The organism is Paenibacillus sp. P2(2022) (genome assembly GCF_029522175.1).
Taxonomy (GTDB): domain Bacteria; phylum Bacillota; class Bacilli; order Paenibacillales; family Paenibacillaceae; genus Paenibacillus; species Paenibacillus polymyxa.
On sequence record NZ_JAKWFI010000003.1, the window covers coordinates 413,102 to 435,236 of the forward strand.

The window sequence follows — 22,135 nt, forward strand, 5'->3', positions numbered from 1 at the left end:
AATGGAGACCTCTCAATATTTATCCGAGGTAATCAAGGAGCTGCAATTCGTTCCACAGCTAATCAGCGATACCGAATCGGAACAGCTGATCCACTCCATCGCTGCTGCGAATAAGGTATTCGTAGCAGGAGCGGGGCGCTCAGGGTTCATGATTCGCTCGCTGGCCATGCGGCTGATGCATATGGGAATTCAAGCTTACGTCGTTGGGGAAACCGTAACCCCTGGTTTAAGCGAGGGTGATCTGCTGATTATCGGTTCAGGCTCTGGTGAAACCAAAAGCCTAGCCTCCATGGCAGACAAAGCGAAAAAACTCGGGGCCTCACTGGCGCTCCTTACCACCTCCCCCGAGTCCACCATCGGCAAACTGGCCGATATCATCGTTAAGCTGCCCGGCGCACCCAAGGACCCATCCAACAAGAATTACCAAACCATTCAGCCCATGGGCTCACTGTTTGAGCAAACCCTGCTGCTGTATGGCGATGCGTTGGTACTCAGAACGATGAAGCTGCGCAAGCTGACTTCCGAATCCATGTATGGTCAACACGCCAATTTGGAATAAAACTGCTTTTTCCTTTACGATAACAAAGCAGGCTGTCCCTACATGTCCGAGCATGTAAAGACAGCCTGCCTATTGTGTTTAAATGAAGTAAAATCTTAGTTTTCTACTCCTCTGTCTCAAATCATTTATTCATTACTCCCTACTGGCAGCGGCGGCACTTTGGATGGATCAACCAGCGCCCAATATGCATATTTGGCCTTTAACCGTTCATTGAACAGCAGCGGCTTATCCAGCCGGGCAATCGGGAATGTAGTAAGCCACGTATTGCCATCATCTGTCCCCCAAATCGTCACATTGCTGAGATGTTCCTGCTGTCTTGTAAACATATCGAACAGCGCCTGATAACGATGAGCCTGCCGGATCAGTAGAGCTTCAGGAATCGTTTCGTAGCGATCCGTATCATTAGAGTAGAGGCCCATATCCAGCTCTGTGATCTGATTATCCAGCCCGAGTGAAGCAAACTTTTCGATGGATTGCTCGATTTCGGCAATAGTAGGGAACTCCAGGCGGATATGCGATTGGTGACCTACGCCATCAATCGGTACACCTTTGGCAAGCAAATCACGCACCAGATTGTACAGAAAATCCCGTTTCTTCGGTTCATGGGTATTGTAATCGTTAATGAACAACCGCGCGTTTGGCCCCGCCACTTCCCTCGTGACACGGAACGCTTTTTCAATATAATCGGTTCCTGTAATCTGATACCACTTGCTACGGCGCATGCCGTCTGGCTGATCAGGATCAATGACCTCATTCACCACATCCCAATCGGTAATAACATTTTTATAACGAGCGGTAACAGCACGAATATGCGTCTCCAGGCGGTCCAGCAAAAGCTTTTTATTCTCAGCAGTCGGTGTCATCGGCTGTCCATTTTTGTCCTTAAACATCCAATCCCCGGTTTGGTTATGCCACACTAAGGTATGGAAACGAATTTCCAATCCGTGCTGTTTTGCAAATTGCACAATTTGGTCTGCTTCCTCCCAATGGAACTGCCCCTCGGATGGTTGCAAGGAGACAGGCTTCATCGCATTCCCTGCAACGACGCTGTTAAAATGCTTCTGTACCAGTTCCCCGTAAGCCCCTTCGGTCTGGAAAGCCTCAATCGCTGTGCCGATGCTGAACTGTCCCTGATATAATCCATGCAAAGAAGGTATGTCCTTCTCAATCGCCAGCGGCGGCACCAGGGACAATTCGAAATCATCCATATAAAAGGAAGACGTCCCTTCTGGCGATTCCAGGTACATAGAAACGGCATCTGTGTCATGTGCGAGCGTATACGTGCCAGCCAAATGCATCCATCCTCCTGTCGTAATCGCCGTATCGCCTACAATCGTTTCATATGCACTTTGTCCTTGGTAATCACGCTGTACGCTGAGCCTCACCTTGGCAGGCTGCTCACCCGGCGCCAGCTTCACCCAGGTGCTGACCGTATAACGGTTGCCCTTTTGCATCGTGGCCGTCACGTCCAGCTTGGGACCGGCATATGCCTTTTGTCTGCCTGTTGTCAGCAGACTGTATGAGCCGGTCCGTGCATCGGCATTCGAGACCTGCACAGTCTCGGCTCCTAAGCGGGATACCCAGCCTTGGGCTGTGCCATCTTCAAACCCAGATACAATCCCACTTGTAGGATTCGTTGGTGTTACTGATACCTGCCTAATTTCCACCTCATCCACATAGTAGGCCTGAGCGGGATTCGAGTTCTCCACATACAGCTTCAATGCATTCATCTCCCCGGTAAACGTATATCTCCCCTGAAGTTTAATCCACGAAGTATCTGCTGTTTCCGTCTGGGCTACAGTCTTCCATGCTGTAGTCCCCCCTGTCGGCTGCTGCTCCATCGTAAGCTTAATCACGCTTGGAATTGCCGCATTGCCGTCCAGTTTCACATACCCGCTAATTTCATACTCCACATCCGGCAGCAGCAGCGGCTTCACATCCAGCTCTGCTCCGTTCCAAGCCGCCGTACGAGCGGTTGCCTTCAGACTGTGCGTACCGCCATAGGCCGCTTCCGTGACGGATGCAATTTGGGTATAAGCTCCCCGGGGCTTCCAGCCTTCACTGTTTCCTTGCTCAAATCCATACGCTCCAATGATCTTCCCTGCCGATAGCACCTTGTCCGAAACCGACGGAGAATGTTCCATAGACGAAGCTGCCTTCGCTACAGACGTTCCCCACCATCCGATAGGTGATAACAACAGCACTCCAGCCAGTACCAGACAAAAAGGCATATACCAACATGACCGCACAGCAATCCCTCCTGCACTCAAATTTTTGAATTCATATTTGGCACTCTTGGATTATAGTTATCTGCGGATTGGAAACGGCTCTTAGAATGAATGTAAAATATTCACTATCCTTTGACGCCTCCCAAGGTCATACCCTTCACAAAATATTTTTGTAAAAACGGATAGACTAAAATGATAGGCACTGAAGCAACAATCGTCATCGTGGCACGAATAGAGGTAGGCGTAACCGCCTTTGCCAAATTTTCCGACCCTGCAAATTGGCTGGCATAGTCCTGAGCGTTAACGGACGTATTGGAATTTTGCAGAATTTTCATCAGCTCATATTGGAGAGTGCTCCATTGCTCATACGACGAATTGTACAAAAATACATCGAACCAGGAATTCCATTGCGAGACCGCCGTGAACAGGGATACCGTTGCCAGCACTGGCACACACAGCGGCAAAACAATGCGCATAAAAGTAGCAAACTCCCCAGCCCCATCAATACGCGCCGACTCCAAAATTCCCTCTGGCAATCCCTCAATAAAGGAGCGAATGACTATGACATTAAACACCCCGATCAAGCCCGGCACGATGTACACCCAAAAGGTTCCCAGCATCCCAAGCTCACGAATCAAGAGAAAATTGGGGATCAATCCACCGCTAAAATACATCGTTAAAATAAAAGCAATCGAAACAAATTTGCGCAGCACATATTCCGGTCGGCTGATCGTATACGCCACCATTGCGCAGCAAAACACTGAGGTCACTGTACCCGCGACCGTACGTAATACAGAAATCAACGTAGCATGAAAAATCGTCGCTTCCTTGAATACAAATTCATAATTACTCCACGTGAATTCACGCGGCCACAAATAAATCCCGCCCCGAATCGAGTCATTCGCTTCATTTAATGAAACCGCCAACGTATTTAAAAATGGATACAGCGTGAACACCATTAGGCATAGCATAAACACAACATTGCACGCATCAAAAATCCGATCCGAGGGCGCCCGAAATCGCCCGTGTATGGCCTTCCCTTTGCCCATGACTTCCTCTCCTTTCTAAAAAATAGCCTAGTCCTGCACTTAAATCCGATTGATTATTCTTAGAGTTTGTTGGTACTGTTACTTGGAACTATCATTTTGAGTGGTTATATCTAGTGGCAATTGGAGTGAATTATGTGGATTATTTTTGGGACTATAAGAAGTCGTGTTGTAGTTCGTTGGTAAGGTCTTGATGAGGTCCGCGAAGCGGCCTGTTAAAAATCCACTGACCTTCCCTGTAGAATGCATGGGCACGCCCTCTGCTACAACCCTCAGTTCTTAAAAAAGTGACTTTACGGCGGGGTAGTAGCGGAGCGGGCGGAATTGTTCTAAAGAAGCGGAGCGTTCACCTTTATTCCCGGATTTTAACCTATGTTTTTTATTCCAATAAGAAAATCCGGGGATAACAGTGATCGGAAGAACAATCCGCACGCGAAGCGACCTTCTCCCCCGTAACTCACTCTTTTTTAGAACAACCGCTCCTCCCCTAACCGCTTCGCAATATGATTGGCGCTAAACAACAGAATGAAGCTAACCACCGTTTTGAACATTCCAGCAGCAATGGAAAGCGAAAAGTTCCCCATCTGGATACCATATTTCAGGACGAAAATATCTAAGTTTTCCGAGTAATCCACGTTCATGCCGTTGCCCAGTAGATATTGCGGTTCAAAGCCTGATTCCAGCAGATTGCCAATGTTCATAATGAGCAGGATGATAAATACAGGCTTTAATCCCGGCAAGGTCACATGCCAAATCCGCTGAAACCGCCCTGCTCCGTCCATCTCGGCCGCTTCATACTGCGAGGGGTCAATCGTGGTCATCGCGGCCAAATAAATGATGGTATTCCAACCGACATTTTTCCATACCTCCGACGCTCCGAGAATCCCCCAAAAGTAGCTTCCCTCACCCAACCACAGAATAGGTTCCTTAATGAGTCCAAGCCACATCAGCACCTCATTGACAATGCCGCCGTCTGCTGATAGCGCCGTACTAATAATACTGGCCGCAACTACCCACGAAATAAAATGTGGCAAGTAGCTGATCGTCTGCACCACTCGCTTAAATACAATCTGACGAAGCTCATTCAGCAAAATTGCTAGTGTTATAGCGGTAACAAATCCCAGCACCAGATTAATAAAGCTCATCGCCAGCGTATTGCGCATCACCCGCAGAAAGTGTTCATCCTGAAATAGAAAACGGAAATGCTTCAATCCAACCCATTGCTGATCAAGCAGCTTGCGGGCAGGCTTAAAATCCTGGAAGGCAATCGTCCAGCCCCAAAGAGGTAAATATTTAAAAATAAGCAGCCAGATTAAAAAAGGGACGGACATCCATACGAGTGCACGCTGCTGATTCAGCTTGTGTATAAATCCCCTAAAGCCGGTTCGCCGTGAGAGCGGCAAATGGCCCGAGGAGGTCGTAACAGGTGGCGGTGACGTGTAGCTCATAGCTGCTTCCTCCTTTATTTTTTCCCGACCGTCTTGATTTTTTTGGCAACCTCCTTCGTGATCAGCTCCTCAAAGGCCTTCACATCCAGCTTGTTAAACTCGGTGGTGTATTCGTTCCAAATGGCATCAAATTGTTCCGGTGCAGACAATACCAAGCGCGGGAAATATTTGCGCTGCAGGTCTCCTTTCTTTTGCTGGAAAATCTGCGCAGGCGAGCCTTGATCAACCTGAATGCTCCAGGCTGGGAACCATGGACGCTCGTCAGGTGCGGAAAACATCTGCGAGAAGGACTCTACACCGTTCGCTTTAAGCAGCTTTTTATCACCTTCGGTATACGACATCCGCGCAACCTCAGCCTGCCGTCCGGGGCTAGCCGAGTTGCCGTCGGGCAAGGAAGAACCGTTACCGTACCGCGGCCAGCTGTATTCAAAATATTTGAACCCAAATGAGTCACGGAACGCATCCTCACCCGTCTTCTTAATTTGCTCCTTGGTCCGATAAAAGCGCCCATTTTTATCTACATCATAGGTTTCACCTTTGATCCCCCAGTTGGATAATACCTGGTTTTCGTCGGTCAGCAGATTGTTGAAAAATTTGATGATACGTACCGGGTCCTTGGCACTGACTGTAATTCCGATGCCTCGGTTATTAACAAATGACGACGGATCAAGATACTGATCCTTTATATTCCGGTCGTATACAACAGGCAGCCCTACATATTCCAGATCATCATTACCCGAACGCTTGGAAGCCTCCTGCAGGTTATTTAGAGACTGCCCTGCCTGCCAGCGATAATCGAAAAAGCCCAGCACCTTACCCGAGGTTAGCTTCGCCAAATATTGATCGTAATTGTCTACAAAGGAGGATTTATCGAATAGGCCCTCTGCGTTAAGCTGATTCAGTTCCTGGAGATACCGCTTTGTGATTTCCTCATCTCCATAATCCGTCGCCTGGTGTGTTTTCATATCAATAATCGTGCCGCCATCATTGGGATAGCCTGCCAGATGCATCGGCGCATTCGTAAGCGCATAAAACCTATCCTGCGTGGTTAACGCCAAGTACCCGGTTAATCCCTCGTCTGCATGCTTTTTCGCATAGTTCCGAATCAGAGCCAAGTACTCATCTAACGTTTTTATTTTTGGGTATCCCGCCTCCTTCAACACTCTACGCTGTATCCAAAAAGCTCCCTGCTCTATATTAGGAGCAGACAAATAATCACCGACCACTGCACTGAACGGCAGGAAATAGATATTCCCATCCTCCGCTTTCATCAGATTGTAGTACGGTCCATATACACGCTTGATATTTGGCCCATATTTATCGATCAAATCATTCAGGGGAATAAAAGCCCCGGCATCCAGCAGTTTATCAATCGTGCCATCAGGTACAATCACGTCTGGATAGTCATTACTGGCAATAAACGTGCCGATTTTCGTATTCGAATCCCCTACCAAATGCTCCAGCTTCCAGTTCACGCCGGTCTGATCTTCCAGTATTTTTCCGATCCGCGTTTCATTGGTATTAATGTCTCTTCCCGCCGTGGCATTAAAATACGTGAATGTGACCTTCTCCTTGCTATCTCCCGACGCAGGCTCCTTACCCGAGCTCCCTGAGCAAGCAGCGATCATAGATGCCATCATAACCATTACCAGACTGATGATTCCGAACCTTTTGCTTGTCATGCCAGACCTTCCCCTTTCGGCCTCTTTTGTCGATTGTGTGTGAATACCAAATTGTAAGCACTTTCATTTTATAAAATGCCGTTCATTTTGTTCACCTGTCAATCTATAGGTGTTACTTAGGAAACTATAGGTCCCGATCCGCAGGAATCATTATACGAATTTCTGTACCCTCGCCGGGTGCGCTGCGAATGACCAGCTTAAAGCGGTTGCCGTAGTAAAGTTTTAGACGATAGATGACATTTTGCAGACCTATACGCTCACCCATTTCTTCCTGCCTTTGCATGTAGCCATATAAGCGCTGCACCTGTTCCGCAGACATGCCCACCCCATCATCCCGAACCGTTAGCAGCAGTCGTTCTTCCTCATGCTCAAAAAGAATCTCAATGCGTCCCCCATGCTTTAGCGGCTCAATGCCGTGGATACTTGCATTTTCAACCAGCGTCAGTACGACCATTTTGGGAATCAAATTGTCCAGGTCTTCGGAGCGTGCCTGTACATCGTACTGTATTCGCTCACCAAAGCGATATTGTTGGATTTCCAGAAAACAACGGATCAACTCCAGCTCGTCCCGCAAAGTAACCCGATCCTTGTTCCACACCAGCGAATTGCGGAAAATCCGTGCCATATTATGAATAATGCGGGCTGTCTCATCCTCATGCTTCATCAGGCTTCGCATACGAATCGTCTCCAGCGCATTGAACAGAAAATGGGGGTTGATCTGGCTGTGAAGTGCATTCAACTGGGCGTGCCTACGCTGAATCTCCAGATTTTTTCGCTGAATATCGGCCATATAGACATCGTTAATCAGTCGTTTGATTCTCAGCGTCATCCGGTTAAATTCACCTGTGAGCTGTCCGATTTCATCACTCGACTCCATACCCGGAATGAGTTCAAAATGCTGATTTTTCACCTTCTTCACATGTTTCAGAATGCGATGAAGCCGCACGTTCAGCGAACGTGTAATCCAGATAATGATCAAGGTGGGCAGCAGCATATTTACACAGGTTAACAAGAGCGCAAAATTGCGAGGTTCCTGCATTTCATACAACACTTCATCTCTGGATACCGCAGCCACAATGCTCCAGCCGTTCAGATTATTCGTAAGCACATAATGAGTCTTGAATTCCATGGTGTCATTGGGTAGATTGAGGGTGCTATAGGCCACGCTCTTATGGTTTATATCAACCTTCGGGTCATTTGTATATTCGACTTCTCCCCGTTCGTTAAGCAGAAAGAGACTCCCCTGCAAGTTCAAGTTATTGAAAATCTCCCGAATGGATGACATTCGCAGCTCTATTTTCAGTATTTTTTCACGACCATTTTGGGAATAAAAATAGTTCATCCGTCGAATCAGGCTGAAGAGGTGTAGCTGCTCAGCGGTACTGTCGTCAGTACGGACAAATATAGGCTTGGACTGGCGTCCAGGCGGGATTTGGGTATACCAAGGGAAGCTTTTGACCCTCTCATCTATAAAGCTGATTCCCCCGGAATCCATTAGCGTTGGATTATCTGTATAGATCGTAATTCCACCCACGGATTGGTACACAGGACTGTAAGTATTGTTTAAGATACGACGTAAATAAGAGTCATAGACAGCAATATAATCAGCAGGGTGGGGATATGTTTCTTCCAACACCTCATTGAGTCGATAATCGGTATAAAAGATAGACGAGATTTCCATCGCATCTTCAAATTCCCGGTAAAATTCAATTTTAATTTGTTCCAGGGCGCGCGTAATATCCTGAATACGCTGTTCTTTCACATTTTGCGAGGTAACATGGTAAAAGATCAGATTGGTCAGCACGATAGGTGTAAAAACACAGAGGAAATAAAGCAGCAGCATTTTATCTCGCAGCCGTATATGATCCAGGATAGTTCTCAGCCTCTTCATTCGCCGGACCTCTCTGGCTCGTACCCAGCACTTAGGCTATTGCGGTATTCACTTGGCGTGACGTGCGCCAGCTTTTCAAACTGAGTCACAAAATAGTCTGAACTGCCGAAGCCCACTCGCTCCGCAATTTCATAAATACGCAGGTCCGTCTGCCGCAGCAGGCGTTTCGCCTCCTGAACGCGCAACTTCAGCAGGAATTCGTTAAAGTACACCCCGTATGTTTTTCTGAACAATTGACCGAGGTATACCGGATTCATGTAAAAGTGAGCCGCAATACTTTTCAGGCTTATATTCTCGGCAGCATGCTGCTCAATATAAGCACGGATGTGCTGGATTCCTCCCTGCTGACATTCCTTGCGCAGCGTCCCAATATATTTTCCACTTTCTTCGGCAAAGGCTGTAAACAATCGTTGGAGTTCACCCAACGACAGATTCATATCCTGCCAGTTTATCATCGGTTCCAGTGACTGAAGTGAGCGCTCATTTCCCTGCATGTTTTGAATGACCCGCACGATACTAAGAACGCATTGATGCAGACTCATTTTCATAGCCTCAGGAGCATAATACTCTTCCCGAAAGCTGCTAAATAAATAACCTATGGTCGCACGTAGCTCTTCCAATTGGAGCTCCTCCACCTGCTCTGTCAAGCTATCCAGTACGTTCTGACGAATGGTCCTATAGTGGAGGGATGGCATTTCATCCTGCAAATAGACAACAATACCGCTAGGGTCATGAATGTATTTATGAAGCACTGCTTCCTTTGCACTGGCATAGGACTGCTGGATATCCCGCAACCGATTCACAGGACTTCCCGCATAAACGAATACCCGAATTCCCAACTGGTTTTTTACTGACTCCATCCCCTCTATCTCCTGTTGTAGCGCTTTCATAAACAATTCTACTTTGGCTCCAAAACCCTCTAAAAAGAAGTCCGGTACGATAAGACCAACCCGGTTACGATGCTCATGGACATAGAGAGGGTACTTGCCGTCCATTAAACGATGAAGCGCTTGCTCTATAAGCTCCCTGAACTGGAAAAGCGATAGCATGACACCATCGTCACCGGAGCGCCAAGGATGCTGATCATTCAGCTCGACGAGTACATAGTACATACACGTGGCTTCTCCAAGTCGCAGCTGCTGCTCCCAATGTGTCACCACTGCATCATCCACTGGGTTCATCATCATCGTCTCTAACAGCCCGCCTGTAAGGTGGTGTTGATATCGCTGCGCGTTCTGTTGCTCACGGTGCAATCTTTCACTCAGCTTGCGCAGTGTAGCCGAAAAGTCATCATCATCAACCGGCTTGAGTATAAAATCATGCACTCCATAGCGGAGTGCCTGCTGTGCATAAGTAAAATCACTGTAACCACTCATGATAATAAAAGCAGGATGTTGGGTACTCCGTTCGAGTACGGATCGAATCAGCTCTAATCCATCCAGCACAGGCATACGAATATCGGTAATGATCAGATCCGGGTGAAGACGACTGATTAGCTCCAGCGCATCCTCACCATTATCAGCTTCTCCCACGATTTCGAAGCCACAGGTTTCCCAATCCACAAGTTGAATTAGCCCTTTGCGGGTGAATATTTCATCATCCACCACAATGGCTCGATGCAGCTTCATAACCTGCCTCCTCCTTTCGATGAAACGTTATTTTATTGGGGTTGACTACTTCGCGGGCCTTGTACGATATCCCAGCTGGAGAAATATGGCCTTTGCAACGTATTGTGGCACTTCGAGAGCAGTTTGTACAGACGAGATTTCATCATAAGGTCGCTCCAAAGCGTGAATGCCATTGCCTCCGGCTTCTTCTTCACCGAACGCAACCGTAGCCTGCTGTGACTTGTAGATGAACAGACATCCAGCGTTGTCACAGATACAGTCATCCAGCTCAGAGGGGAATGCATAGTCTATTTCGGGGTGTGGCTCTCCAATAAGAAAGCCGCTTGGTCATTTAAACCAAGCGGCTTTCTTATATTTGGATTGCGTTTTCTCTTCTTGTTATTTCTATACTTTATACATTTTGTGCGTAGCTTTCACTTGGCGTTTTGGTCAACACCACATGCAGGCTGGAGTTCGCTCCCGCACCACCACGATAGGAAAAATGCTCATCTCCGGTAATATGGATCATATCCCCTTGGACAACTTCCGTTTCTTCACCATTTACAGTTACAGTACCGCTTCCTTCAAGAACGAGCAAATATACATTCGCTCCTGGATGATTATGTGTTGGCAGTTCAGCATTAGGGGTGAAGTTGAGGATAAAAATAACATTGTCAGCTTCCTTATGCACAATTCGTTTTGTAAATGCAGCTTCTTTATATTCCTGAAATTGAATGAGGTTTGATTTTTTCATGTAGATCACTCTCCTGTTTGTAATTGGATTGGGCCTATATAGTCTTATTGTATTTGATTATTACGCTCGTCTTGTGATTGCGATCACAAACATAAATTTAAGTCATAAATACTTTGAAATATTCAAAAATTTGATTTCAATCATCTTTTTCACCATCACATCTAGCTAGAATTAAATTATGTTAGACAAACCAAAACAACAGGAGGTTATTCCTATGAAACCAGGATTTAAGCTGGCAAAGAATATATATTGGGTAGGAAAAATCGATAATCGTGAGGTACCCTTTCATCGGCTTACCCTATCTAAGGGTACAACCTATAATGCATACTTACTAAAAACCGGAAAACCAACCATTATAGATACCGTAGATATGGCGTTCGGTAGAGAATTTGCCGAAGCTGTAGCGGAATTGATCGACCCGTTGGATATTCAATATATAATCGTCAATCACACGGAACCGGATCACTCCGGCGGGTTGGCGGCCCTTGCTTCCAAGGCAGCAAACGCCACCATTGTCTGCACTGAGATTGCCGTTCCAGAAATTCAGCAGATGTACAAGCTCCAGCATCGGAACTTCCTCGTAATCAAGGATGGGGATCAACTGGATATTGGAGGCAAGACACTGCTATTTAAGGAAACACCTTACCTCCATACGGAGGAAACCATGATTACGTATTGCGTGGAAGATAAAATCTTGTTCCCTTGCGATATTTTCAGCACACACGTAGCTGTAGAGCATCTATTTGCCGATGAGGCCGGTTTTGATATTACCGAGGATTTTATCGGATACTACCAGGCTATTATTCATCCACATCGCAGATATGTGCGTACATTAATCGAAGCTGTATCTGACTTGGATATTGAGATGATTGCTCCTTCCCACGGCTTCGCGATCCGACATGATATTGCCAAATTTATTGATTTGTACGCATCGATGAGCACCGAAACCAAGGATGATAAAAAAGTAGCGATTGTTTATGCCACATTGAAGAACAATACCAAAAAAATGGCAAACATTCTGAGAGATTGCTTTTTGGAGAACCAAATCAAAGTGGAGCTATGGGATGTAGATAAGGCGGATGAAACCGAGATATTAAAAAGTATTGCCTCAGCGGATGCTGTTTTCGTCGGTAGCTCTACCAAATATGCTGACATGACAGGCAAATTGGAAGAGTTGCTGCAACAAATGCAAAAGATGAATCTGGAAGATAAGCTTGCTGCCGCCTTTGGTTCCTACGGCTGGAGCGGTGAAGCCATTGAGGTCGTACAGGATTACTTGAACGGTACTAATATGAAAGTCCAAAGCACTTCAGATGTAATCAAGTCAACGGGTATGACGCATGTGGAATTTCCGGTACGCATTCGCTTCTCTCCTACAGAAGATGAAAAAGTGAAAAAAATAAAAAATGCTGCTGAATTTGTCTCAGATCTGCTGCTTAGTGTTATTTAGCGCAGAAAGCTAGAGGAATAGGAGAGATGCCGAATGGATAACCAACATTACGTTATAATCGGAGGCGGCGTGGCCGCTATCAACGCGGCAAAAGCAATTAGAGATCATGATGAGTTAGCCGAAATTTCGATTTACGGGGAAGAATCCTCCCTTCCGTATAACAGAGTCAAGCTTTCCAAGGCGCTATTTACTGACTTGCATAGCGACAAAATCCTGATCAAAAAAGAAAAATGGTTTGCCAATCAGCGGATTAAGGTTTATTCCGGCACAAAGATCACCGCGATACACGCAGAGGACTGCACCATCGAAACAATAAATGGACAAACCGTTGCTTATGACAAGCTGTTGCTGTGTACAGGAGCCCATAACCGTAAGCTTGTGCTGGACGGGGCTTCACTAAGGAACGTTCACAACATTCGGTTTCGACAAGATGCAGACAGACTTAAAGCGGAATTGCGAGAGGGAGACCGGATATGTATCGTCGGGGGCGGTATTCAGGGTGTAGAAACCGCCTGGTCCTTCCAGCAAGCCGGATATGCCGTCACCATTCTGGAAGCTTCGCAACGGCTGATGCCCCGTCAGCTAGATGAAAAGGCATCCGCTATTTTGACCCGCCGAGTAATCGAACAGGGCACCCAGGTATGCCTTGGACAAGGCGTAAAGCGTATTACAGGCACGGAGCATGTAGAGGGCGTAGAACTGCAGGACGGCACTGTTATTCCCTGTGAACATGTCGTGTATTCTATCGGCATTGTACCTAATACGGAGCTTGCTCGCCAAATCGGTCTTGATATCAGACAAGGCATTCAGGTGAATGCGCAGATGGAGACCAGCTTCCCCAATATATACGCAGCAGGTGATGTAGCCGAGTTCCACAATAGAGTAGATGGATTATGGGAAAGTGCTATGGAGCAAGGGAAAATAGCAGGCACTAATATGGCGGGTGCCTCCGCAGCTTACCAGCGTCTCATTCCTGTCACCCTGTCCAACAGCTATGAATGCCCCTTGTTTTCCATTGGTCTGGTAGATGAACAGGAATGCGACACCAGCCTGACCTGTGGAAATCAAGGTTCTTATACACGTATGTTCATACAAAATGGCTCTATCTGTGGCGCGATTGGCTTCGGAGATGCTCTTGCTTCACTTCCATATAAAGCAGCCATTACCCAAGGACTCAGTCCGGACGCACCAGAGCTTACAAAAATTTTAGATGACAAGGAGAATTAACAATGAAAAAATATGTATGTCAGCCCTGTGGATACGTTTATGATCCTGCTATAGGTGACCCTGATGAAGACGTGATGCCAGGTACAGCGTTCGAAGACCTTCCAGAGGACTGGGTTTGTCCAGTCTGCGGTGAGGATCAAAGCCATTTTGCCCCTATAGATGATACAAAATAACAAGAACACACTATACTTTTTAGTTTCCGGTTGATGAATGGAGTGAATGAATGTGAATGAAATGTCCTGCCCCTGCCAGTGCGAACAGGAGCCCTGTGCCCGCAAAGTGCCTATCTTTTCCTCTTTGTCCTGCGAAGATTTGTGCAAGGTTAGCTCCATGATCCGGCATCGAAAATATCAGAAAGGCGAGGCCTTGATTGTCGAGGAACAGGCATCGGATACGCTGTACATTATTAAAAGCGGGCATGTCAAGCTGCTGAAGATGACACCTCAGGGGAAAGAGCAAATTCTACACATTCTGACTACTGGCGATTTTTTTGGTGAGTTGAACATATTTAATAACGACGAGCTGAGTAATTTTAGTGCGTACGCCTTAAAGGATACTGATATTTGTATGCTCACCAAGGATGATATGGAGGAGTTGATCCGCAACAATCCCGATATCTCTTTGAGGCTGCTTAAAACGATTACCAAACGCTTGGCACATACTGAAAACCTGGCTCAAAGTCTGGCTACCAAAGACCCGGAAATCCGTATTGCCTACATGATTCTCGAACTCGGACATAAATACGGCAAGCCAGACGGCTCCAATATTAAAATAAATCTCCCCCTCTCACGCGAGGAAATGGCTAATTATGTGGGTGTGACACGTGAAACCATCAGCCGCAAGTTCGGAAAATTTGAACAACTGGGGATTATTCATATCAAAGGTACACGAGAGATTACCATCTGCGATGTACAGAAACTGAACGAATATATGGATTGAGACACATAGATATCAGGTTACTCTGGCATGAGGACAAAAAAACCGCCCCTGCAAAAAAACAATAGAAACCGTAGGCCTGTTTTTGCGTAGTAATACAAAGTTTATGAGCCTGAAATCAAGCCAAGATTTCTGTTCTTCACGCTCTTTATAAAATAAGCAAAATGGAGAGGAATAGATATGGCGGATCACCAAACCGGCAAGGATATTTTTCGAGAATGTTGCTCTAGGATTGCTGCGGCCTGTGAGCCTTGCGGATTCAAATACTATAAATCCAGGAGAAGCATGGTGCTAATCTCGACGAGGTGCTTGAACAAGCCATCTTGACCGGATGGTTTTTGCCACAGTCGAATCCCATGGAGTTTTATGTGCTGGATGTGCTGGATGTGCTGGATCTGGTGGTTGATTTCGGATCGCCGGCACAGGTAACCGCATGTGCGCACCGATACATCCGCCATTTACCGGAGGAAATGCAGGACACATTCAGGAAAGAATATGAAGCCTACCAAAGGGATGAACAGGCTGCAAGCACGATAGCATTCCGCAAATTGATCCCTCTTATGGTGGAGAGAAACATTTCCTTACCCGCAGTGAAATGAACGGATATTGGCGCGCCGTATTGAGACTGTGCCTTCATCGCTGAAGATGGGCGATCACCTGTGTGGTGACCGCCCATCTCTCATTCTGCGGATAAAGAAGCTATATTGGTGGCCTTGGGAAGCGCAGCCTGATTTGTAGCCGGTCTGGAACAATCCCACACTATCTTGACCAAATATACAAACAACAGCACGTTTAGCAATGATGTCACACACAAAATAATACCGTAATGATCCTGAGAATTGGAGCTATAGAAAATATCAAAGGTGTTCAGGAAAATCGTAAGACTGAATCCACCCGCAAGCCACAAAAATCTGCGATCTCGCAAATACAGGTACGCCAGTACAGCTAACGCGGCCGCAGGGAACAGGTACCGTTCATGCATGCTGGAAGCGAAGGTAAATACACCTGCAATGAGTACCAGTGCAGCTGCTGCTGCGAACTGTGGTTTCCGACTGCGGATATACATCCACCATGTAAACAAAGTCACCAGCACAATGCAGATCATACCCCATGTATGGTAACTGAACAGGAACAGCGTTGTAGTGTCCTGCGTATAATTGCCACCAATGAGTGCGAAGAAGTTATACGCGTTCACCGAAGCATATGGATATTCGCCAACTGTCCCCTTGTATAAATCAAGCAGCCATAATGGCTCCTGCCCCCATGAAAATGGCAATATAACCAGAATGGTTGTCACAACGGCGCCGCCAATGGATAACAGCCAAGGCTGTATTTTGTGCTGTCTCAGCAGCTCGAAGAACAGAACCGGCCCATAAATAATGCCCTGTGGCTTCATCAATACCGCTATCGTAAACAGTACAGCGGACCAGCCAATTCGGTTTTCCACCAGCAGCACAATCATGCCTACAATCAGCATGGTAAAGAATGAATCTACCTGCCCCCAGAAGGTCGAATTGATAAATACAGCCGGGTTAAACACGTAGAATATAGCCAATCCGAGGCTCACTCCATAGCCGACTCGTTTGCTTGCCAACCGGTACAGCATGTACGCTGTCACGATATCCGCTAATATATTCGGAAGCCGCAGCAGTACGGTCATATAAGGACTGAAGGCATCCGTAGAGCCGATTTTACCGATCACATATAAAATATAAATATAGAACGGTGGATAGTCACTGGAACCATTCGTGTAAAAGCCTGACAAGCTATTCGCTGCTGTCGTAGCCCAGTTTCGGAATAGCATTAAGTCCATGTGACCCGAGATCCATGGGGCGATCGCCATTCTTAAAAAGAACCCTGCACCCAGCACAGTCCATAGCATCAGTCCCCGGTTACGTTCCCCGAGCTTCCATTCTTGAGCCCGAAAACGGTACGCAATAAACACGAACGCACCGAAGAACAAAGCGGCGAAAATCGCCATCGGAGTAGCATAAGCAGATGAAGAATTTCCATTCCTCCCACCACCCATACCACCGCCTGGACCGCCCATGCCCATTCCAGATCCGTTACCAGACATGCCACCCGGACCTCTGTTGTGCTGTCCGTCTCTAGCAATACCACTGCCGCCCGATGCAGACGTATCATTCCCGGCCGTTGTGCCTTTGTCACCTGATATCGGTGGATTCTTAGTAGTGGAGTTGGTCGTCTGACCTGTCGTCCCCTGATTCTTGCCGTCAGAGCTGTTCGTCGCATCCGTAGATGCTGAGGACGAATTCTGCTGGCCCTGTCCTACATTTCCTGTTCCACGGTTCCCCGCAGTCTGACCGTCAGAGGAACGTTGCCCCGGCCCTCCCATGCCTCCGCCTGGTCCTCCTCCAAACCCGCCGGATGGACCTTGCCTCACTGCCGCAGACTGAGACGCGGAACTACCTGAGTAACTCCATAACGACACGATACTAACGGCAGCACACAATATGAGACTAAATAGAAGTATATATTTCAGACCGTTCGCTTTCCAAACGTTCAAATCCGATGCACCTCTCTCTGTTTCTATTTTCCTCATATTGTATCTGCCTTAGCTTAGGACTTTGTGAGTTCTGGCTGAATGTTGGCTGAATACGTAATCATCGTCGCACTGAACATTGCTGCTCCAACTCCATAATCGCTTTTTCCAGCTGAGATTGTGGATGCTTCAGCATGTTGCCATGACCGGCTGCTAATAGAGACGGATTGTAAGACGCCAGTTTTTTGGCGCTTGCCAGCGAAATTTCCTTGTCCCAGGTAGCTAGTGCCGGAAAAGGAAACAGCGGCTTGAGCCTTCCCGCCACCGCAACACCGCCCCGAGTCTGGAAGGCATCACCTGCAATTAACGCACGGGTACGGGTATCCAAAAACCCCATCGAGCCTGGCGTATGTCCCGGTGCGCTGATTGCCAGCAGCGAACCCACGTTATCTCCATCCTCCAATAAAATGTCAGGTTGGGTAAGGATATTCTTTGGCACGCTGCCCCGAATAGGAGTGTCCGGTTCGCCTGCCTCCAACGATACATCACCCTTCAGCAGCCGAGCATCCCGTCTTGAAATGAATACTTGTGCCTCAGGATACTTTGCCTTCAGCTTATCCAACGCACCTACATGATCCCCATGCGCATGGGTAAGTACAATTCGTACAATCGTCTGCCCAATGCGCGCCGCAGCTTGTTCAATACCCTGAGCACTATATGGCAATCCGGCATCGATCAGGGTAAGCCCCTCTTTCTCCTCCACCAAATAACAGTTCACCGGGAACAGCCGGGGCATAAACGTCAATTGATACACATGCTGCACCTGAACGATACGCATTTTATCTCATCTCCTTTTCTTGATCAAAACTAATTATATTAGTATTATAATTAATATAATTAGTTTTAGGCAAATTTTTTAGTAATATGCCCATCGGAACGTTGGTTTTTTGGTCATATGTAGCGTTAAAGGAAAGGATTATACAAAGCAAAAAGCAGACCCGGAATCCTACCTCTGGGTCTGCCTTTATCCATATTATGCACATGTCTTTCAATTCATTAGCTCTACCGGATGGCCTCAGCAATAGGCGTACTGCCGGACACCAAATCAATCGCACGATGATACGTCTGTTTTTCCTCCAGTGCTGCTACCACCGTTGCCGCTACATCTTCACGTGAGATGGTATGGCTGGTAAGATCTTCACCAGTAGCAACCTTGCCAGTACCCTCATCATCTGTTAGCCCGCCGGGACGAAGAATCGTGTAATCCAGATTGCTCGCTTCCAGCAAGCGATCTGCATAATGCTTTGCCACGTAATACGGCTTAATCGATTCGGGCCACTGCTCCCGGTTCTCCGCATGTAGAGCGCTGACCATAATAAAGCGCCGGATACCCGCTTGCTCAGCGGCCTCCATCGCCTTGACTGCTCCATCAAGGTCGATAAGCAGCGTTTTATCCGCTCCTGTTTTGCCGCCGGAGCCTGCCGTGAACACGACAGCATCGCTGCCTTTTATAGCTGCAGCAATTTCATCAACTGTCCCTTCAAGGTCAGCTACTACCGTTTCTGCTCCCAAACGTTCAAGCGCTTCGGCCTGATCCGGTTTGCGAATCAACGCCTTTACGCGATGCAATTCATGTTGCCCCAGTAGGCGAACGAGATGTCTGCCTACTTTTCCATTGGCACCAATCACCAATACGTTCACTCTTATCCCTCCTGTATTCACGGTCTCTCATCTACTTTATACTGATATATTTTACCCTTTGAGTCCAGGACGCAATCATATGGGCTATATCAGATTGAACTCAGTTTTTTTCTGAATGCTCCACATCTCGCTTTTGCTGTAACACGCGAAGACCTGCCCAAAAGGTGTCCATCATCACTTCGATACTCCGATCCACATCCACAGGTAAACCAAAACCACCCTTTTGTTCAAGTGAGGCAAAACCATGCAGAAGACTACGGAATCCCCTCGCTGCATGAATGCAATCTGCTTCGTTGAAACCGTAGCCACTGGATAGCACGGTAATGACAAGTTCCGCTACGCGATCCGCTGCATGTCTCAGCTCGGTATCACTTCGGTCAGTTGCATACAGCATCGCTTCATACAAACCAGGTCGCTCGCGCGCATACTGCATATACGCTCTCCCCATAGCAGTCAGCGCATCTTCGCCTGCTCTGCCTACGGCTGCGCTCACCAATGCCTCCTCTAACTTTTCGAGGCTATGTAATGCTAGCACATGACGCAATCCGTTCAACCCGTCCACATGGTTGTACAAAGATGGAGGACGAATATGCAGCTTTTGCGCCAGCGTAGTGAGCGTGACATCTCCCATCCCACGTTCATTGGCAATATCCTCAGCAGCCTTCAGGATATCTTGTAGCTTTACTCCATGTCTAGGTGACATCATCCTGTCCCCTTTCGTTGAATTCCTATGTAAGGTGATTTTCATATGGATATACAGACTAAGTTCTTATTTTGTCTTAACTAATCCTGTTAGTTTATACAAAGAGGGTCCCGTTTGCAACAGTTCCATCCCCCGGATCTTTTTTTAGAAGAAGAGCCAGTAGGATATTACTGATATAATACAAAGAGATTATAGAGCGGATCTGGTATCTTTCCGATTCCCTGCAAAGGAGAGCTAGCTATATCTATGAAACCCCAGCCACTATCAGCTATTGAATTCAATCACGCCACCAAATATTTCACTGGATCGGGGCAGCAACGCGCTGTCCTGAACGGGATTACAGCAAAGGTTCCTCGCGGAAAAATCACGACACTGGTTGGCCCGTCAGGCTCTGGTAAAAGCACACTGCTTTCATTGTGCAATCTCTTGCTAACATCGGATGAAGGAGAAATCAGCGTCCTCGGCAAGCCTATAACCGAGTGGGAGATCCCTGAACTGAGACGAAAGGTAGCATTGGTTTTTCAAGATGCTCCCATGCTTCAGGGGACGGTCCTCTACAATCTCCAGACTGTAGAGCGGCTGCATGGTACGGTACTGGAAGATCCGGTTGGCCTGTTAGAGCGCGTAGGGCTTACCCGTGACCTGCTGGAACAGAAGGCGCAGGAGTTGTCCGGTGGACAAAGACAGCGCTTGGCCTTGGCACGGACGCTTGCGAACCGCCCGGATATTTTACTACTGGATGAGATTACTTCTGCACTGGACCCCGCCTCAGTCAAAGAGGTTGAGGAACTGCTGCTTCAAATGAACAAAGAAGAGGGAACAACAATGATCTGGATTACGCACCATATGGAACAAGCCCGCAGAGTAGGCCACGAAACATGGCTGATGATTAACGGAAGACTGGTAGAGCAAGCGGATACGGAGACATTTTTCAATAATCCACAGCATAGTGAAACCCGCAAATTTGTAGCAGGAGAATGGGTATGACGATTGTTGCCTTGATTCTCTCTCTTGGTTTTGTATTTATCGCCATCGTCATGTCCAAGTCCTTCAAACTCGGTTTGGACCGAGACATTATTATTGCCACGATCAGAGCATCCGTTCAGCTACTGGCGATTGGATATGTATTGCATTTGATTTTCGGGATGCAAAGCTACGGATTTATCGTATTATTCATTCTGCTCATGATCACTGTAGCTTCTCAAAATGTTGCACGCAAAGGACGGTTTATCCCTCGTCTCATGTGGAAGTCATTCCTGACGTTGCTGTGTGTGGAAATCGTTACACAGGCATTCCTGATTGGCCTGCATATCATTCCGGCGACAGCCCGGTACATGATTCCGATTAGCGGCATGATCATTGGCAGCTCCATGATTTTGTCCAGCCTGCTGGTATCACGGCTCAAGTCGGAAGTCCTGCTGCGCAAGCCTGAAATCATGCTCATTCTCGCACTGGGGGGAACCCCGAGACAAGCCATCTTCCCTATACTGAAGAATTGCATACGTTCCAGTATGATTCCAACCATTGAGGGGCAGAAAACACTCGGGCTTGTTCAGCTTCCCGGTATGATGACCGGACAAATCATTGCAGGTGCCAATCCGATTGTCGCCGTGCGTTTGCAATTGCTCATCGTATTCACTACCATGACCTCTGCCATTTTGACCAGCGTGCTGCTCAGCCTGTTCATTTATCCGACATTATTTACCCGCCAGCAACAACTGCGCACAGAGTCTTGGGAGGTCTGATAGAGACGGATACACCTAGTTATTTACCAGTAATTTTCCATATATCAAAATAAAATAAACATGTTTAATTCCTGACACGAAGGTTAATAGATACACGTAGACGCTTTACTAAAATTCGATGAGGAGTGATTGAACATGGCTAACAACAACCAAAATGGCAAAATGAGTCGCGAAGAGGCAGGACGTTTAGGTGGAGAAGCTACTGCTAAAAATCACGACAAAGAATTTTATCAAGAGATCGGCGAAAAGGGTGGCGAGGCCACATCCAAAAGTCATGGCAAGGACTTCTATCAGGAAATTGGTGAAAAAGGCGGAGAAGCCACTTCCAAAAACCATGGCAAGGAGTTCTATCAGGAAATCGGTCGCAAGGGCGGTGAAGCCCGTGGCAATTCGGACCAAAGTGATAGCGACGGGAAAATGAGCAGGGAAGAAGCAGGCCGCAAAGGCGGCGAAGCTCGCGCCCGTCAACGCAAAAATAACTAAAATAGATTAGGATACATTGTCGGTGCAGTTGCAATACAAAGGCACAGACTGCATAGAATGCGAAGTAAGTGAATGTTTATGTTATAAAAGCCTACCTGCCGGTGTTCCGGTAGGTAGGCTTTTTGTGTGAATAGTTACTTTTATCAAAAGGCCACTTTCAACATCCGATCAT

At 47.2% G+C, this 22,135-nt stretch carries 20 protein-coding genes; 9 read left to right on the top strand and 11 right to left on the bottom strand.

Annotation, left to right across the window (positions count from 1 at the left end; translation table 11 throughout):
* Window position 1 precedes the first annotated feature (1 nt).
* Window positions 2–559 (top strand): 6-phospho-3-hexuloisomerase, encoded by a 558-nt coding sequence (gene hxlB / locus MMB75_RS13635; protein WP_016822682.1) that lies wholly within the window; start codon window positions 2–4, stop codon window positions 557–559.
* 125 nt (window positions 560–684) lie between these two features.
* On the opposite strand, the gene MMB75_RS13640 is transcribed toward hxlB, so the two are convergent.
* From MMB75_RS13640 to MMB75_RS13670, 7 genes are all read right to left on the bottom strand, one after another.
* Window positions 685–2,790 carry an endo-1,4-beta-xylanase gene (locus tag MMB75_RS13640; RefSeq protein ID WP_019688941.1) on the bottom strand — a complete coding sequence of 702 codons (2,106 nt, stop codon included), beginning with the start codon at window positions 2,788–2,790 and terminating at the stop codon, window positions 685–687.
* A 122-nt stretch (window positions 2,791–2,912) separates the two neighbouring features.
* Window positions 2,913–3,836, bottom strand: a complete 924-nt coding sequence (locus MMB75_RS13645; protein WP_016822680.1) for a carbohydrate ABC transporter permease — start codon at window positions 3,834–3,836, stop codon at window positions 2,913–2,915.
* A gap of 464 nt (window positions 3,837–4,300) precedes the next feature.
* Window positions 4,301–5,281 (bottom strand): ABC transporter permease, encoded by a 981-nt coding sequence (locus MMB75_RS13650; RefSeq protein ID WP_016822679.1) that lies wholly within the window; start codon window positions 5,279–5,281, stop codon window positions 4,301–4,303.
* 14 nt (window positions 5,282–5,295) lie between these two features.
* Window positions 5,296–6,963, bottom strand: a complete 1,668-nt coding sequence (locus MMB75_RS13655; protein ID WP_045244722.1) for an ABC transporter substrate-binding protein — start codon at window positions 6,961–6,963, stop codon at window positions 5,296–5,298.
* A gap of 124 nt (window positions 6,964–7,087) precedes the next feature.
* Window positions 7,088–8,854: a sensor histidine kinase gene (locus MMB75_RS13660; protein WP_257126444.1), complete on the bottom strand. Its 1,767-nt coding sequence runs from the start codon at window positions 8,852–8,854 to the stop codon at window positions 7,088–7,090.
* Entirely contained in the window at window positions 8,851–10,482 is a 1,632-nt protein-coding gene (locus MMB75_RS13665; RefSeq protein WP_257126445.1) for a response regulator transcription factor, read from the bottom strand. Before MMB75_RS13665 ends, MMB75_RS13660 begins: the two co-directional genes overlap by 4 nt.
* Before the next feature lie 391 nt (window positions 10,483–10,873).
* On the bottom strand, window positions 10,874–11,215 hold the full coding sequence (locus tag MMB75_RS13670; RefSeq protein WP_031462453.1) for a cupin domain-containing protein: 342 nt from the start codon (window positions 11,213–11,215) through the stop codon (window positions 10,874–10,876).
* A gap of 214 nt (window positions 11,216–11,429) precedes the next feature.
* Here MMB75_RS13670 and MMB75_RS13675 point away from each other — a divergent pair, with 214 nt between their 5' ends.
* From MMB75_RS13675 to MMB75_RS13695, 5 genes are all read left to right on the top strand, one after another.
* Window positions 11,430–12,665, top strand: a complete 1,236-nt coding sequence (locus MMB75_RS13675; RefSeq protein WP_257126446.1) for an FprA family A-type flavoprotein — start codon at window positions 11,430–11,432, stop codon at window positions 12,663–12,665.
* Window positions 12,666–12,698: 33 nt separating this feature from the next.
* A complete protein-coding gene (locus tag MMB75_RS13680) occupies window positions 12,699–13,892 on the top strand; it encodes an NAD(P)/FAD-dependent oxidoreductase (RefSeq protein WP_257126447.1) in 1,194 nt (397 codons plus the stop codon).
* A gap of 2 nt (window positions 13,893–13,894) precedes the next feature.
* Window positions 13,895–14,065 carry a rubredoxin gene (gene rd, locus MMB75_RS13685; RefSeq protein WP_016822672.1) on the top strand — a complete coding sequence of 57 codons (171 nt, stop codon included), beginning with the start codon at window positions 13,895–13,897 and terminating at the stop codon, window positions 14,063–14,065.
* A gap of 61 nt (window positions 14,066–14,126) precedes the next feature.
* Window positions 14,127–14,831, top strand: coding sequence for a Crp/Fnr family transcriptional regulator (locus MMB75_RS13690; RefSeq protein ID WP_044786998.1), 705 nt, complete (start codon window positions 14,127–14,129; stop codon window positions 14,829–14,831).
* Between the two features lie 320 nt (window positions 14,832–15,151).
* Window positions 15,152–15,427, top strand: coding sequence for a ChaB family protein (locus MMB75_RS13695; protein ID WP_230681890.1), 276 nt, complete (start codon window positions 15,152–15,154; stop codon window positions 15,425–15,427).
* 80 nt (window positions 15,428–15,507) lie between these two features.
* Here the strand turns inward: MMB75_RS13695 and MMB75_RS13700 are convergent, their stop codons facing one another.
* The 4 genes from MMB75_RS13700 to MMB75_RS13715 form a co-directional block, all read right to left on the bottom strand.
* Complete coding sequence (locus MMB75_RS13700) at window positions 15,508–17,184, bottom strand: glycosyltransferase 87 family protein (protein WP_277508311.1); 1,677 nt, start codon at window positions 17,182–17,184, stop codon at window positions 15,508–15,510.
* 268 nt (window positions 17,185–17,452) lie between these two features.
* Entirely contained in the window at window positions 17,453–18,169 is a 717-nt protein-coding gene (locus tag MMB75_RS13705) for an MBL fold metallo-hydrolase (RefSeq protein ID WP_257126448.1), read from the bottom strand.
* Window positions 18,170–18,393: 224 nt separating this feature from the next.
* Window positions 18,394–19,032: an SDR family oxidoreductase gene (locus MMB75_RS13710; protein ID WP_016822668.1), complete on the bottom strand. Its 639-nt coding sequence runs from the start codon at window positions 19,030–19,032 to the stop codon at window positions 18,394–18,396.
* A 100-nt stretch (window positions 19,033–19,132) separates the two neighbouring features.
* Window positions 19,133–19,735, bottom strand: a complete 603-nt coding sequence (locus MMB75_RS13715; protein ID WP_257126449.1) for a TetR/AcrR family transcriptional regulator — start codon at window positions 19,733–19,735, stop codon at window positions 19,133–19,135.
* Between the two features lie 246 nt (window positions 19,736–19,981).
* On the opposite strand from MMB75_RS13715, the gene MMB75_RS13720 reads away from it, so the two are divergent.
* From MMB75_RS13720 to MMB75_RS13730, 3 genes are all read left to right on the top strand, one after another.
* Window positions 19,982–20,722, top strand: a complete 741-nt coding sequence (locus MMB75_RS13720; protein WP_257126450.1) for an ABC transporter ATP-binding protein — start codon at window positions 19,982–19,984, stop codon at window positions 20,720–20,722.
* Window positions 20,719–21,480: an ABC transporter permease gene (locus MMB75_RS13725; RefSeq protein WP_016822665.1), complete on the top strand. Its 762-nt coding sequence runs from the start codon at window positions 20,719–20,721 to the stop codon at window positions 21,478–21,480. Before MMB75_RS13720 ends, MMB75_RS13725 begins: the two co-directional genes overlap by 4 nt.
* Window positions 21,481–21,615: 135 nt before the next feature.
* Entirely contained in the window at window positions 21,616–21,963 is a 348-nt protein-coding gene (locus tag MMB75_RS13730) for a KGG domain-containing protein (protein ID WP_013373683.1), read from the top strand.
* The last annotated feature ends 172 nt before the right edge of the window (window positions 21,964–22,135 follow it).